At 30.8% G+C, this 14,636-nt stretch carries 18 protein-coding genes and 1 tRNA gene; 16 read left to right on the top strand and 3 right to left on the bottom strand.

What is annotated here, in order from left to right; all coding sequences use genetic code 11:
- Positions 1-37: 37 nt before the first annotated feature.
- Together Q4Q35_RS10545 and Q4Q35_RS10540 are read left to right on the top strand one after the other, a co-directional pair.
- Positions 38-2,752 (top strand): TonB-dependent receptor, encoded by a 2,715-nt coding sequence (locus Q4Q35_RS10545; protein WP_303277936.1) that lies wholly within the window; start codon positions 38-40, stop codon positions 2,750-2,752.
- A gap of 60 nt (positions 2,753-2,812) precedes the next feature.
- Positions 2,813-2,894 (top strand) — tRNA-Tyr (locus Q4Q35_RS10540).
- Between the two features lie 231 nt (positions 2,895-3,125).
- Here the strand turns inward: Q4Q35_RS10540 and Q4Q35_RS10535 are convergent.
- The 3 genes from Q4Q35_RS10535 to Q4Q35_RS10525 all read right to left on the bottom strand — a co-directional run bounded on the left by Q4Q35_RS10535 (position 3,126) and on the right by Q4Q35_RS10525 (position 4,485).
- Positions 3,126-3,566, bottom strand: coding sequence for a hypothetical protein (locus tag Q4Q35_RS10535; RefSeq protein ID WP_303277935.1), 441 nt, complete (start codon positions 3,564-3,566; stop codon positions 3,126-3,128).
- 75 nt (positions 3,567-3,641) lie between these two features.
- Positions 3,642-4,163: a sigma-70 family RNA polymerase sigma factor gene (locus tag Q4Q35_RS10530; protein ID WP_303277934.1), complete on the bottom strand. Its 522-nt coding sequence runs from the start codon at positions 4,161-4,163 to the stop codon at positions 3,642-3,644.
- Positions 4,153-4,485: a hypothetical protein gene (locus Q4Q35_RS10525; protein ID WP_303277933.1), complete on the bottom strand. Its 333-nt coding sequence runs from the start codon at positions 4,483-4,485 to the stop codon at positions 4,153-4,155. Before Q4Q35_RS10525 ends, Q4Q35_RS10530 begins: the two co-directional genes overlap by 11 nt.
- A 430-nt stretch (positions 4,486-4,915) precedes the next feature.
- On the opposite strand from Q4Q35_RS10525, the gene Q4Q35_RS10520 reads away from it, so the two are divergent.
- From Q4Q35_RS10520 to Q4Q35_RS10455, 14 genes are all read left to right on the top strand, one after another.
- Entirely contained in the window at positions 4,916-5,167 is a 252-nt protein-coding gene (locus tag Q4Q35_RS10520) for a helix-turn-helix domain-containing protein (protein ID WP_303277932.1), read from the top strand.
- Between the two features lie 84 nt (positions 5,168-5,251).
- The gene (locus tag Q4Q35_RS10515; RefSeq protein ID WP_303277931.1) at positions 5,252-5,647 is read left to right on the top strand and encodes a hypothetical protein; all 396 of its coding nucleotides are present in this window, start codon (positions 5,252-5,254) and stop codon (positions 5,645-5,647) included.
- Positions 5,648-5,978: 331 nt separating this feature from the next.
- The gene (locus Q4Q35_RS10510) at positions 5,979-6,467 is read left to right on the top strand and encodes a hypothetical protein (RefSeq protein WP_303277930.1); all 489 of its coding nucleotides are present in this window, start codon (positions 5,979-5,981) and stop codon (positions 6,465-6,467) included.
- Between the two features lie 364 nt (positions 6,468-6,831).
- The gene (locus Q4Q35_RS10505; protein ID WP_303277929.1) at positions 6,832-7,113 is read left to right on the top strand and encodes a hypothetical protein; all 282 of its coding nucleotides are present in this window, start codon (positions 6,832-6,834) and stop codon (positions 7,111-7,113) included.
- A 162-nt stretch (positions 7,114-7,275) separates the two neighbouring features.
- On the top strand, positions 7,276-7,593 hold the full coding sequence (locus tag Q4Q35_RS10500; RefSeq protein ID WP_303277928.1) for a hypothetical protein: 318 nt from the start codon (positions 7,276-7,278) through the stop codon (positions 7,591-7,593).
- Between the two features lie 59 nt (positions 7,594-7,652).
- Complete coding sequence (locus Q4Q35_RS10495; protein WP_303277927.1) at positions 7,653-7,826, top strand: hypothetical protein; 174 nt, start codon at positions 7,653-7,655, stop codon at positions 7,824-7,826.
- Positions 7,827-8,085: 259 nt separating this feature from the next.
- The gene (locus Q4Q35_RS10490; RefSeq protein WP_303277926.1) at positions 8,086-8,931 is read left to right on the top strand and encodes a peroxiredoxin family protein; all 846 of its coding nucleotides are present in this window, start codon (positions 8,086-8,088) and stop codon (positions 8,929-8,931) included.
- A gap of 261 nt (positions 8,932-9,192) precedes the next feature.
- The gene (locus Q4Q35_RS10485) at positions 9,193-9,525 is read left to right on the top strand and encodes a metalloregulator ArsR/SmtB family transcription factor (protein WP_303277925.1); all 333 of its coding nucleotides are present in this window, start codon (positions 9,193-9,195) and stop codon (positions 9,523-9,525) included.
- Complete coding sequence (locus Q4Q35_RS10480; RefSeq protein WP_303277924.1) at positions 9,515-10,075, top strand: SRPBCC family protein; 561 nt, start codon at positions 9,515-9,517, stop codon at positions 10,073-10,075. Before Q4Q35_RS10485 ends, Q4Q35_RS10480 begins: the two co-directional genes overlap by 11 nt.
- Positions 10,065-10,442, top strand: a complete 378-nt coding sequence (locus tag Q4Q35_RS10475) for a DoxX family protein (protein ID WP_303277923.1) — start codon at positions 10,065-10,067, stop codon at positions 10,440-10,442. Before Q4Q35_RS10480 ends, Q4Q35_RS10475 begins: the two co-directional genes overlap by 11 nt.
- A gap of 157 nt (positions 10,443-10,599) precedes the next feature.
- Positions 10,600-10,977: a DUF2200 domain-containing protein gene (locus Q4Q35_RS10470; RefSeq protein ID WP_303277922.1), complete on the top strand. Its 378-nt coding sequence runs from the start codon at positions 10,600-10,602 to the stop codon at positions 10,975-10,977.
- Positions 10,978-11,206: 229 nt separating this feature from the next.
- The gene (locus tag Q4Q35_RS10465; protein WP_303277921.1) at positions 11,207-12,469 is read left to right on the top strand and encodes a MutS-related protein; all 1,263 of its coding nucleotides are present in this window, start codon (positions 11,207-11,209) and stop codon (positions 12,467-12,469) included.
- A 252-nt stretch (positions 12,470-12,721) separates the two neighbouring features.
- A complete protein-coding gene (locus tag Q4Q35_RS10460) occupies positions 12,722-13,057 on the top strand; it encodes an avidin-fold protein (protein ID WP_303277920.1) in 336 nt (111 codons plus the stop codon).
- A gap of 224 nt (positions 13,058-13,281) precedes the next feature.
- Positions 13,282-14,217, top strand: coding sequence for a transglutaminase domain-containing protein (locus tag Q4Q35_RS10455; RefSeq protein WP_303277919.1), 936 nt, complete (start codon positions 13,282-13,284; stop codon positions 14,215-14,217).
- The last annotated feature ends 419 nt before the right edge of the window (positions 14,218-14,636 follow it).

Here is a 14,636-nt window from a genome sequence, read left to right as displayed (position 1 = left end):
ACAATTATCTTATAATAAAAGCGATATCATAAATTATATGAAATTAAAAATAACCCTGTTACTAATATTAGTAGCAAGCACCGTTTCTTTTGCACAAGTTAGGTTAGAAGGAGTCGTGAAGGACAGTATAGGAGATCCTTTAGAATTGGCCAATGTAGTTGCCATAAATCAAGAAACAAAAGCATTAGATTCTTACGGAATTACAAACGATGCAGGCCGTTATAAGCTTAGTTTAAAAAAAAATACCACCTATAAAGTACAAGTGAGTTATATCGGGATGAAAACGGGTGAGCAGATTATAGAAACTAAAGAAGCTACCATTATAAAAGATTTTACTTTACAACAAGATAATGCTTTAGATGAAGTAGAATTGGTATACGAAATGCCAGTAACCGTTAAAGGAGATACTTTAATTTATAATGCCGATTCTTTTAATACAGGAACAGAAAGAAAATTAGGAGATGTACTCGAAAATTTACCCGGAGTAGAAATTAATGATGATGGAGAAATAGAGGTAGAAGGTAAAGTCGTATCTAAAGTCATGGTAGAAGGCAAAGATTTTTTTGATGGCGATTCTAAATTAGCAACAGAAAATATTCCTTCTAATGCCATAGATAAGGTACAGGTACTTAAAAACTTTTCTGAAGTAGGGCAGTTAAGAAGTGTTACTAATAATCAAGACAATGTTGCCATAAATATTAAACTAAAAGAAGGTAAAAAGAATTTTTGGTTTGGTAACATAACAGCCGGAGGAGGTACATCTAACGAAAACGAACTGTATTTATTTCAGCCTAAACTGTTTTACTATAGTCCCGAATTAAGCATAAACACCATTACAGATTTAAATAATATTGGAGAAATCGCTTTTTCGCGCCGCGATTATTTTAACTTTACTGGTGGGTTTAGAAGCCCCAGCCGCCAAAGTGGTACCAATATTAATTTAGGAAGTAATAACCTAGGGTTTTTAACAACACAAAACAATAGAGCTAAAGACATTATTACCAAGTTTGGTGCAGCAAATTTTAGCTGGTCGCCAAATAAAGCTTTAAACTTAAGTGGCTTTGCAATTTTTCTTAATAATAAAACAGAATTACAAGAAAACAGAGATATTCAATATACCGATCCAGATTTAGGTATCCCAGACGAAAGCACAGAGAGTAACACTTTACAACGTAGTGATTTGGGTATGTTAAAACTATCGGCTCAATATCAACCCAATACTAATAATCAATTAGATTATGATGTTTTGGGACGTATATCAAAAGAGTCTCAAGACCAGCTTTTTGTTTCTACTGTTAATGGTAATATAGACGAACTGGAAGGTTCTACACCATACAGTATTAACCAAAATTTAAATTATTACTACACCTTAAACGATGCCAATATTTTTTCGTTAGAAGTACAGCATTTACTACAAGACGAAGACCCTTTTTATAACGCCATTATAGAAGATAAAGACGATTACGAAAGTACCGCAATTAACTTAGGCTTAGATGGCGCTCAAATGGATTATAATTTAACACAGGAAAAGCGTGTTAAATCTAACCAGATGGATGCTAAGTTAGATTACTGGAATATTTTAAATAATAAAAGCAATATAAATTTTACTTTAGGAACCATATTAAGTAGTCAACAATTCGATTCTAATATTTTTCAGTTTTTAGATGACGATTCCCAGTTTAACCCAACCCCGACCATTAATGATGGTTTAGCCACCAATGATATTAAATACAATTTTAGCGATGTGTATTTAGGACTTCATTATAGGTTAAAAGCAGGTATTTTTACCTTTACCCCCGGAGTTTCGGCCCATGCATACAGTGCGAAAAACACGCAATTTAATACACAGGTAACAGATAATTTTTTTAGGTTGCTACCCGACTTTAATATGAGAATGCAACTAAAAAACAGTGAGCAAATTATTTTAAATTATGCTATGCAAACCCAGTTTACAGATGTTTCGAATTTTGCCAGAGGTTTGGTGCTTAATAATTATAATGCACTGTTTTCGGGTGCTCCAGATTTAGAAAGTGCTTTAAGGCATAACCTTAGTTTGGTGTATTCAAGTTTTAATATGTTTAACTATACCAATGTTTTTGCCAGACTTAATTATACTAAAAGTGCAGATAATATACGAAATATTTCTACTTTCGAACCCGGTAGTGTTATACGTATTAGTTCGCCTTTTAATTCCGATTTTTCAGACGAAAGTGCTAGTGCCAGTGGGCGATTTCAACGTACATTTGGAAAAATTAGAGCGAGTTTAAACGGAAATTTTAGTTACTCTAAGTACAATCAGTTTGTAGGAGCCCAACAATCTGTAAACGAAAGTTTCTCGCAAACCTATAGAGTACAATTAAGAACCAGTTTTAAAACAGCACCAAATATCGAACTAAATTATCGCTATAGTATACAGGATAATAACCAAGGAGATAGCAACACAAAATTCTTTACAAAAGCACCGTCTGTTGAGGTCGATGCCCTTATTTTAAAATCGTTTACTTTTAAATCCGATTATTCGTATAATAATTTTAGTGATGAAGAAGGCACTATTAATAGTTACGAGTTTTTAAATGCATCGTTATCGTATAAAAAAGATAAGGATGCTAAGTTTGAATATGAAATTAAAGCCACAAACCTTTTTGACACCAAATCGCAAAACAACAGTAATACAGGCGCTATTTCTGTAAGTGCTACCGAGTATTTTATACAACCTTTATACGTGTCTTTAAGATTGCGTTACGAGTTGTAAAAAAATATAGAATTTTTATTTGTAGAATTAAAGAACAATAATATATTTGCCCTCGGTTTTGGGGAGATACTCAAGCGGCCAACGAGGGCAGACTGTAAATCTGCTGACTATGTCTTCGCAGGTTCGAATCCTGCTCTCCCCACTTAACTCGAAAAGTTTGCGTGAAAACGCAGACTTTTTTTGTTTTAAAAGAAATTTAAAACTTGTTTTAGTATTTCTTTTAAAACAAAAAAAGGGCACTGCAATAGCAGTGTAGCTTTTCATTTTCACGAATGGGGAACTAGGATATTTAATCCTGCCTTAAATGTGGTTTTAGGAAATAATTTTGAAAGTTTGTTTAACGGCCTTAATATACATTCGTTTTAAAGGCGTTTTATTCTTCCTCAATAGTTTTAAAGCTATCTATACCTATAGCATAGGCCCAAATAAGTTTTTTAGAGTCATTAAAATGAATTCTTAAAAGTTTTTCATCCTTTTCATTTATAGATCCTGTTTCTATACGTCTCTTCAATATGTAAACCAATGAAAACCCAATGGTGTTCTCTTCAGATTTAGATTTAACCAATTTATACGTTAAATTAACTTCATCTGGTGCAGTAAGTAGTTCGATGACTTGTTTAACAGCCATACCCTTTTTGAGTTTATTCATATTATCAAGTATCACTTTTACTCTTTTCCCAGAAGCATTATAAGGAATGTTTATTTTCTTTTGAAAAAGGTTAATATCATCAATATTCATAGGGTTGTTTTGTTGCCTGCAACTTAATAAGGCTAATAGGCACATTATTATAAAGCTTATTAACCATTTAGCCATAGTTTCTATTTAACTCAATATGCTTTTGAGTTATTTTATTTGTGTTTACGAATATATTCTTTTAAGTATAAAAAGTTATTTAATGGTTAAAAAGCCAAGAAGCTTTTTTAATTTACTATTGGCACTTTTTTTATGCACCTTAACTGTATCGACAGATATAGATAACTCGTTAGAGATCTCATTATTAGTATAATTTTCAATACCCAATTTAACAACTTTAGCAGTTTCGTTTGGTAGCTTACTAATGGCATTTTCTATAACCGCCGTAGTTTCAATACCTATAGGTTGAGACATAAAAAAAGCATCCGATTGGCATACCTCCAGATTAGCATGTGTATAGGGCTCTGAGTTCGTTTTTTGTTTACATGCAATAAAATCGAGACACTTATTTTTAACAGTATTATAAAAATATCTTGTAGCGTGGTTTTCGTCTTTAAAAGAGATTCTGTCGTCCCAAGTATTAAGAAACACATCTTGTACCAGGTTTTTAGCAATTACCAAATCGTTAAGGTGTTTGTATGCAAACACACATAGTTGTGGATACAAATTCTCAAAAAGAACCAGAAAAGAAGTGTTTTTTTGCTTATTAGTCAACATGAGCAACGTTATTAGGATTTATTAACAAAAGTACCGAATTAAATATTATATCGACAGGAATTAAACCTCTGGAGTTAACAGGGCAATTAGGAAGCAAAGCAAAAAAGCTATCAAAAGCCTTGTCTGATAAAAGAATCGAACGCGAGTTAGCGTCCGGATTATCATAAAAAACAGCAATAACTCTTAAGCCCATTTTACAGTAATTAATATCGGTATTAGGTAATCCAGATTTATCTAGCAACACAAATAAAGTTGCAATAATGGCGTAATGATTAGGTATATTTAAATTATCTGGAAATGTAAGGTCTTTAGTTTTTTCCATAGATTACATGTTTATATTTTATATAATTAAACACACTTAAAATTGTAAGTTGAATCTATTAGCAGACATACTTATTTGTCTGTTAACTACTAAATCTTGAAACAAATTTAGTACCAAGGGTAAACACGCCATTAAACCTGTAATGTTTGGAAACAAAAAAGGCGTGGAACTCAACTTACCGAATAGAGGCACTAGTATACCTTGGAACGATAAGAGAGCTCACGCCTAGGTCGTGAGCCGATCTACTTATCATCTCGTTCCAAAAAAATTACTAGTTTTCTATTCGAGATTCAAAGCAATAGCTTCAATATTTTCTAGTTGAAGAATTGCAAATATATGTATTAAGCTACAAATATAATAAATAATCGGTTATATACAACCGATTATTTACAATCACTTATAAACAATCTATTACTTATACTTTCACTGTATGGCAAAGAAGGTGAAAAATAGTCGTCCTAAAGTAGTAATTGTTTTAGCAAAAAGAATTAAACAAATCATTATTGGCCAACAATTGGTACAAAAAAATGTTGCTCATGATGCAGGGATTGATGTAGAAAATCTAAGAAAATATATAAAAGGCACTCAAGAAATGAAGATAGGAATGCTTTTAAGGATTTCTAAATCACTCGGTGTAACAATGAGTGAATTGCTTAGAGATATTGAAAAAGATATTGAATAAAAAATCCTCTAAATTTGTAGATTAATATACATGGAATATAAAGGGCATATATCCTTTATTACATTGTTAGGTGTAATTTGAGCAATGAGACAAACTATAGCCAAATCAGATAAAAATTTAAAAATCCTAAACAAGCTGATTGTAAACGGTTTTTATACTGGTTATATTGGATCTGAAAAGTTTGAACTAATGCGGAATCGTTTTACAAATAATCACAGATTAATCGGAATTTTAAATGACAACGGAAATTATGACTTGAAATTTGATTTGAAGTCACCTATGAACATTGCTAGAAAAGTTTTAATCGGACTTGGGATTTTGACTTCAATAGTTTCTCTTATCAACGGAAATTGGATTTTGCCGATTGCTCTAATTATTTTCGGATTGATATTCTTTTTGGATTTTAAACTTAAAGAGAAGAAAGAAATAAATCTATTGACTGACAAACTCTTGGAATTTCACAAAACGGAATATGAATAAAAAACTACACAACAATATATCTTATGAAAAGCATTAGCCAAGTTCTTCAAAATTGGTAATTCCGAAGGATTATCAATCATTATAATACTATAATAATTAGCTCGGTGTCCTATTTGGGATCGATTTAAGATTGTCTCTACTCTGGTATAGTATGTCTGCTACTGTTAGCTTTTCTAGCTAGTGGCGTTAAGAGTAATAAAAATGAGAAACTCCTTGAATTTTATGATAAAAACAAATAAAACATTTACTACATTAGTAGTTTATATAATGGATATATAGTTAGTATTAACTATATATTTTTGTTAGCAGCAATTTGAACAAACCGACAAGAATGGGAATATTTGACATATTTAAAAAAGACAAAGAAAATATAGATTGCACATCAATTAAAGAATCAGCTGAATTATATCCCGAAAATTCAATTTCAGTTGTTATGGTACAAACTGACTCTGGAAAACCTGCAACTGGATGGATTGATTTGGCTTATGAAAATTATAAATTCAAAAAATGTTGCCCATTTAATTTGCAGTTCAACGTGGAGATTTCTGAAAACAATGATGAATCAGAAGAATTGGACTTTGGAACTATTGAGGACTACTTCATAAACGAATTAAAAAAAGGATGTATAACTCATCCTGTTGCAAGAGTAGCAACGGATTTTGGATTCATTATGGATATTTATGTTGACAATGCTGAATTTGCATCGAATAAACTAGCTGAAATGTATGAAGACCCAAACAAACTGGTGGAATTCGGATGTGGATTTAATAAAGACCCAAAGTGGAAAGAATATAATCGAATAACTAAACTGACAAAATAAAAACTGTCGCTAACAAAGATGTGTAAAAATAATGCGTAAGTTTATTCCTTGAACGTAAGGTAGTGCTTATTTGCTAGCGTTGTGTGTAATTAAAAAAGACAATGAATCTATTAAAAGTTTATCCTAATTTAAGTCGACTGCTTCTTTTTGCGGTTCTGATTATCATTGCTCTTTTTTTACCTGATTTTTTACCCTTACCAAAAGGGACTAAACAAGTTTTTCCATTTATCGGACTGATATTGGTTGTAATAGCAAATTGGACTTTATATAAAACGGAAAACAAAAATCTAGATGAGTTAGGATTCAATTTAAACGGCCAAAATTTAAAATATCTACCCCAAGTCCAAGTCCACCAGATGAAGATATGGAATGGGGTGTGGATTACAGAATGAATGAAATAATAAAACCTGGTGGAGAAATTCTTATAGAATTAGAAGATGATATTCTACGTTTTTTAGAAACTTATAGTAAATGGTATTTTTCTCCGCTACGTATTCAAAAATGGGGGAGTAAACAATCTGGATTTGAATCTTTATCTCAATATGATACTTATAGTATAAAAACTGAGTTACAAAGTCTCTTGAATCAAGGAAAATTGAAAACCGCTAAGAGTCAAAAAGGAAATACTATTTATAAACTTAAATAAAAAGCTGCTAACAAAGCCGTGTATAATTAATTGCTAGTGTTGTATTTAAATAAAGGACGTTGCGCGTTTGCTACGTCTGATTTTCCTTCGGAAAATCTTCGCACACAAACACACAACATTTCATATACGTAACAGTTACCCAACAAATTTAAAGAAACAGAAATGAAACATACAATATTACTCTTATTTATATATTTTTTGAGTTGCGGAAATAATAACAAAGCGGAAAAATTTAATAAAGAAAAATGGAGAAATGGAAGTCAAATTGAACGAGGAAATATGTCTGCCGATTTAGTGGAAAGCGAAATATTAATTGGAAAAAATAAAAATCAAGTAATTAAACTACTCGGAAACCCAAAAGATAGTACAAAAGTAAATTTTCATTACTTAATAGATTTCGGATATATGACACCATTTCATTTAGATGTAAACTTTGATATGACAAATAATAAAGTAAAAGATGTTACTTTGATTGACTGAATATAGAACTTGATACGATTTTAAAAAAAACATTATTAGTATTAATTGGTTTTATTCTAGTGAATTGTAAACAAAAAGTTGAAATAGAAAGACATAAAAAATTAATCGGATTCAAATCAGAATGGATTGGAGAATTAGGAGATGAAAAATATATAATCGCTGAACCTCTTGCTGAAAGTAAAAAAATAGAAACTAAACAGATTGATGATATCCTAATTATCAAAACTTGGTAATTCACAAATACCTGTGGAAAATATGAGGAAGACATTTCTATTAATGCAGACCCCGCTCGGGTATAGTATTTCGCTACCGCTAGCTTTTCTAGCTAGTGGCGTTAAGAGTAAGAAAAAAGAGAAACACCCTTGTTTTTTATGATAAAAACAAATAAAACATTTACTACATTAGTAGTTTATATAATAAGTATATAGTTAATTTTAACTATATATTTTTGTTGTGTGCAATTTGAGACCAACCGTAAAACTAAACAATTAGATGAAACATTTTAACTTATCATTTTTGATATTTACAATTTTCATATCGTTCAATGGGAATTCTCAAAATAAAAAAACTCAAGATTCCAATAAAGTTAGTTCTTATGAAAATGACCAAAAATTATTAAATAAAAAATTAGCATACACCGAAAGGATTTGGGACAGTTTAAGCTATATTCTTAAACAAAGACCTTCCGACACAATTTACAGAAATTCAGTCAGAAAACAATTCTATGAAAACAGAGACCAACAACTTATAGAATATCAAAATTTTATTTTTGAAAACCCTAACTCACTGTTATCAGCGGAGACTTTAACTAATATGAAATTTCTTTATGGTAAAGAGTTAACGCAAAAATTATTTAGTCCTATGTCTGAAAAAATCAAGAACTCTCAACTTGGTCTAGACATATCAAACTTCATTCAATTATATCAAAACCCCAAAGTTAACGAACAGTACATTGATTTTGAATTAGCAAATCAAAATGGAGAAAAAATTAAACTTTCCGAACATCTTGGAAAATACACTTTAATAGACTTTTGGGCTTCTTGGTGTGGACCTTGTAGAAAATCGAATCCTGAATTAGTTGAAATTCATAAAACTTATAAAGACAAAGGATTAACAATTATTGGTGTTTCAATAGATGATGAAAAAAAACCTTGGACACAAGCAATTGAAAAAGATAGCCTAGTTTGGATAAATGTTAGTGATTTAAAAGGAAAAGAAAACGTCGCTGCAATAAAATACGGAGTCACTGGTGTTCCTACTAATTTCTTAATTAACGAAAAAGGAATTATTATCGCTAAAGACATTGATTTAGAAACTCTAAAAGAATTAATAAAATAAAAAACTGCAAACAACAGTATAAAAAAATTGCTAGTTTTAGCTAAACCAAAGTTAGTTGCTCGTTTGCTAGCTTCTGATTTTCCTTCGGAAAATCCTCGCACACAAACACGCAACTTTCCTTATACATAAACGTTAGCACCAATTCAAGAACACCGTTCCAAAATACACACTCTCGACTAAATTTTCAACATCCCAAAAAAATGTAAAATTATTTGCGTAGTCAAATGACTTCATATATATTTGTAGTCAAATAACTTCACAATGAAATTAAGAAGAGACATATTTCAAGCAATTTCCGATCCGACAAGACGAGCGATACTGGTTTTGTTAACTTCACAAGCAATGACTGCAGGAGCAATTGCAGAGAATTTTGATGCAGCACGACCTACCATTTCAAAGCACATTCAAATTTTGAACGAGTGTGAACTGGTTGAAGCTACCCAACAAGGGCGAGAAATATACTATGAGCTGAAAATCGAAAAAATGAAAGAAATAGATAAATGGTTGGAACAATTCAGAAAAATTTGGGAAGATAGATTCGGCCAACTTGACAATTTATTATTAAAACTTAAAAACAATAAAAATGAAAAGTAATTTGCAATTCGACTTCACTGTCAATAAAGAAAACAACACGGTTAATGTTCAACGTGAGTTTGCCGCAAGTCTTGAATTGGTTTGGGAAGCATGGACAAATCCAGAAATACTGGACCAATGGTGGGCACCAAAACCCTATCAAACTAAAACTAAATCAATGGATTTTAGAGAAGGTGGCAGTTGGCTATACCAAATGTATAACACACAAAGTGAAAAACAACAAGAGTGTCATTGGTGTAAAAATGACTATCACAAAATTGTAAATCAATCAATGTTTTCGGGCTTGGACGCATTTTGTGATGAAAATGGAACAGTTAACAAGGAAATGCCTATAACTCAATTTACAAATGTGTTCACAGAAAATGTTGATACAACATTTGTAGCAATCACAGCAACATATGAAAGTCTTTCGGACTTAGAGAAAATTATTAAAATGGGCTTTAAAGAAGGATTTACAATGGCAATGGAAAATCTTGACCAATATATTGAAGCCAATTTCAAACTTCGTATGCAAAACAAAACTGATAATATCGAAACAAATGAAAAATAAAATTACCTTTATTTTAAGCTTGCTTTTTGGTTTAATGTTCACTAACGCAGGATTGAACAAATTTTTAAATTATATGCCAATTCCTGATGACTTGCCTGAGAAAACGATTAAAGTAATGACCGCATTCATGGAAATAAACTGGCTTATCCCATTGGTTGGTTTTGTTGAAATTCTTGGCGGAATATTATTTATTATTCCTAAAACAAGAGCGCTAGGAGCAATTGTGATTTTTCCAATAATGATAGGCATACTTTTAACAAACATTTTTTCTGCACCAAGTGGATTACCCATTGCTATAATATTGCTTTTAATAAATGTTTGGATAATGTATGAGAATAGAGGTAAGTATTTATCATTAGTGAAATAAAAACTGGTGCTAACACCGTGTCCTACTAATTAATGGCTGGTTCTCGAGTACTTACGAAAATCCTTGCGGATTTTCTATCTGGTTTGTATTTGCTAAATTAGTTGCTTAAACACGTAACGAAATCATAAACACGTTGGCATCAATTAAATTAACCAATATGAAAGTTACAGCCGAAAAAAATGAAAAGGTAGCCAATATGATATTTGCATCCATTTATCCACTTTACCTGAATAGATTGGAGAAAAATGGAAGAACAAAAGAAGAACTCAATCAGGTAATTAAATGGTTCACTGGTTTTGACCAAGATGCTTTACAAGTATTTATTGATGAAAAAGCAACCTTTAGAACATTTTTTCAAAAAGCTAAAATAAATCCAAACGCACACTTGATTAAAGGAGTCGTTTGTGGTTATCGAATTGAAGAAATAGAGGATGAATTTGAATTGTATAGACAATGTAGACGTATGGAAAAGCTGATTGATGAATTGGCAAGAGGTCGTAAAATGGAGAAAATTTTTCGAAAAGAAGAGAAATAAAACTGGTACCAACAAAGTGTCAATAATAGTGGTTTAACTGATAAAATATAAACATAAAACCTCCGCTCAGTTATAGTATGTGCTACCGTTAGCTTTTCTAGCTAGTGGCGTTAAGAGTAATAAAAAAGGAAACACCCTTGTATTTTATAAAAAAACAAATAAAACATTTACTACATTAGTAGTTATTTTTGTTACCTGCAAGCTGAAAAACAACAACCTTGAATAGAAAATGAACAACATTAAAGACCTAAACATAGACAAAGAAATTTTACCGTTGTTCGACTATTCTCTGAATATATTCACAAAAAATAAAATTCTTGAAATTCTTGAAACCCCTTTGCAATCAACTGCGGAAATAACTCAACGTCAAAATATATTAAAAGGGTTTTCTGGAAATAATAAAATATTAAAAGACTATTCATATACTGTTTTATACTTAAACGAAGTTCATTTTTTCCTTAACGATGAAAAAATCGAAGACCTTTCAAAGAAAAAACTGAAATACAAACTTTTTGCTTCAAAACATGAGAAAACAAGATATACAAGTAAACTTAATCAGTTGGTTTTGTTTTTCTATCGTATGGAATCCAAATATTTTTCGAGATTGAAATTAGAAGCTTTCCCTAAAGATTATGCTTCCAATATTAAGCAAATATTACAGTTCCTATCAAATTTTGAGCTTCATAAGTTTGAGCATTTAATTCGAGAAAAAAGGCTAAAAGATAATCACGTAATTGAATTGACCGAGAAAATTAATGACCTAAAAAGAAAGGAATTGATAAAACCTTTTTGGAAAAATTTTTTTCTGTTCGAATCATACCTATCCATTAGCTTCGGAATAACAAAAAACAATTTCTCGTATCCGATTTTTACAGATGACAACATTAAACTGCGAGACTTTTACCATCCATTATTAGAATATCCCGTCAAAAACAACCTTAAAACCAATAGTAACGTAATCGTATTAAACGGACCAAATATGTCTGGAAAATCAACTTTTCTTAAAGCTGTTGGACTTTGTATGTATTTTGGTCATTTAGGAATTGGCATACCTGCGTCAGAAGGGGAAATTCCATTTTGTGACTACTTTTCAATTGAAATAAACAGAAGAGATGATATTCTAAATGGATACAGCCATTTTATGACCGAAGTGATGAATCTTAAAAACGTAGTCGAACAAGTAACTAACGGAAAAAAATGCTTCGCTGTTTTTGATGAACTTTTTAGTGGTACAAACGTAGAAGATGGTTTTGAAATTTGTAAAACGACAATAAACGGATTAGGTAAATTTAATCATTCATATTTTTTTATTTCTACTCACATTCAAGAGCTAAAAAGTGTTTCAAACGGACAAATTGAAAACTATTATATCGATTGTGAAATGATTGAAAATATACCGACTTTTACTTATCAGTTAAAAAAAGGTTGGTCGGACATAAAAGTTGGTCGGATTTTATTTGAAAAAGAAGGATTGAACAAAATGTTGAATTAAAAAAGCCAGCAGGTAACAAAGGTAATCGTTGCACAAGGCACTAAAAAATGCATAATTCAGCCCGCTCTGGTATAGTATGTTCGCTACCGCTAGCTTTTTTAGCTAGTGGCGTTAAGAGTAAGAAAAAAAGAGAAACCCCTTGTGTTTTATGATAAGAACAAATAAAACATTTACTTAGTAGTTTATACAATGGATATATAGTTAATATTAAGTATATATTTTTGTTGTAGCCAATTAAAAACAAGAGCTCTAATGAACCTGAATGACAAAAAATTTGTGACTACTGAAAATAAAAGTGGATTATCGTCTGATGAAACGATTTTTCACTACTTCCAGAGTGGAACTACAATTACTGGAAAATATAAAGGAGGTTCAATACTTGAAGGACTTATAGTTGGAAAGCAAACTCAAGATTCAAAAATTGAACTTTTGTATCAATGCTTAACAAACGAGGGAGAATTGAAAGCGGGAGAATCAAAAGGTAAGATTTCAAAAACACAAAATGGAAAACTTAAATTGGAATTTAACTGGAATTGGTTGAATGGAGATTTATCTGGTGGAAAATCAGAATATATAGAAATTGAATAAAAACTGGCTACAATGGCTCCTATGAAAAGCACTAGCCAATTCTCCGCTCTGGTATAGTATGTTCGCTACCGCTAGCTTTTTTAGCTAGTGGCGTTAAGAGTAAGAAAAAAGAGAAGCTCCCTTGTGTTTTATGATAAAAATAAATTAAACATTTACTACATTAGTAGTTTATATAATGGATATATAGTTAATATTAACTATATATTTTTGTTAGCACACATATAATGAAGTCTACTTTAGTAATCATAATCATAATCATAACCCTTACCACCATTAGTTATGGACAGAATTATAAAAAAGCTGACTCTATTGCACTTTCATATCCAGAAAAGTTTAGCGCACCTGAAAAATTAGCTAAACGGATTTCAAAAGACTTTCAAAATGATTTTGAAAAAATCAGAGCTTTATATACTTGGATTGCCAACAATGTGGTTTATGACCCAACTGAATCTGGTAAATTTCTTTATGAATACTCAAATAAAAGAGAGTATGAAAAAAAAGACAAAAAATTTAACAATAAGCTTTCTAATAGAGTAATATCAAAAAAGAAAGCTGTTTGCCAAGGCTATGCTACTCTCTTTAAAAAAGTATGTGATGAACTGAATATAAAATCAAAATATGTTTCTGGTGCATCTAAAACAAAAATAAAACATATTGGAAATAGATACTTTTCCAATCATGCTTGGAATATTGTCTTGATTGAAAATAAAGAATATTTGATAGATGTTACATGGGGAGCAGGTACATATTCTAATCACTTTGAGAAAAGATTAAATTATTTTTATTTTCTAACTGACCCAAAGCTCTTTATCAAGAAACATTATCCCGATTATTTTGAAAACGCAGCCTTAAAAGAAAAAATTAAAAAAGAAGATTTTTTGAATGCTCCTTTAGTTTATAATTATGACTATGAATTAATACATCCAAAAACAGGAACAATTAAAAAAAATGAATCTGAAAAGGTGAAATTCATTTTTTCAACAGAAAAAAAAGTTAGTTCGGTCACTTACAAATTAAATAAAGATAGTTACCCGATAAATAGCTTTATCTATAACAATAATATACTTGAATTTGACATAGAACTATCGAGATTTCAAAGAGCGAATGAATTAACTCTTTTTTTTGATTATAAATCGGTTATTGGTTTTAAAATAAAATAATACGTGTGCTAACAAAGGTAGCCGTTGCACAACCCATGATTTTGAATTAATCTATGGATTTTTTAACAATCATCTATAAAATATGGTTAAAAATCAACAAGTTACATTTACATAAACACCAAAAACAAGTGTATTTACAATATTTTTTGAGTTGTGCAACAGCCACAAAGTGTAAAAATAATTGCTAGGTTATTGCCTACTCGGAAAATCCTGCGGATTTTCCTCTGGTTCATTCCATTTTTGTTAAGTTAGTGGCTTAAACACGCAACTATCTTTACACAAACCGTCAGACTGTGCATTAACTTTTTTTGTATTCTGATTGTTAATGGTTTGAGTAATTCTTATCTTGTATAGGAACACAAATCATACTTATGGAACATATACATGGTCAGGATCGTAATCAAATCCGGATGACTTCC

Source organism: Flavivirga aquimarina, assembly GCF_030540835.1.
GTDB classification, from domain to species: domain Bacteria; phylum Bacteroidota; class Bacteroidia; order Flavobacteriales; family Flavobacteriaceae; genus Flavivirga; species Flavivirga aquimarina.
The sequence above is the reverse complement of the archived record's forward strand: the minus strand, read 5'-3'. Positions and strand labels throughout refer to the sequence as shown.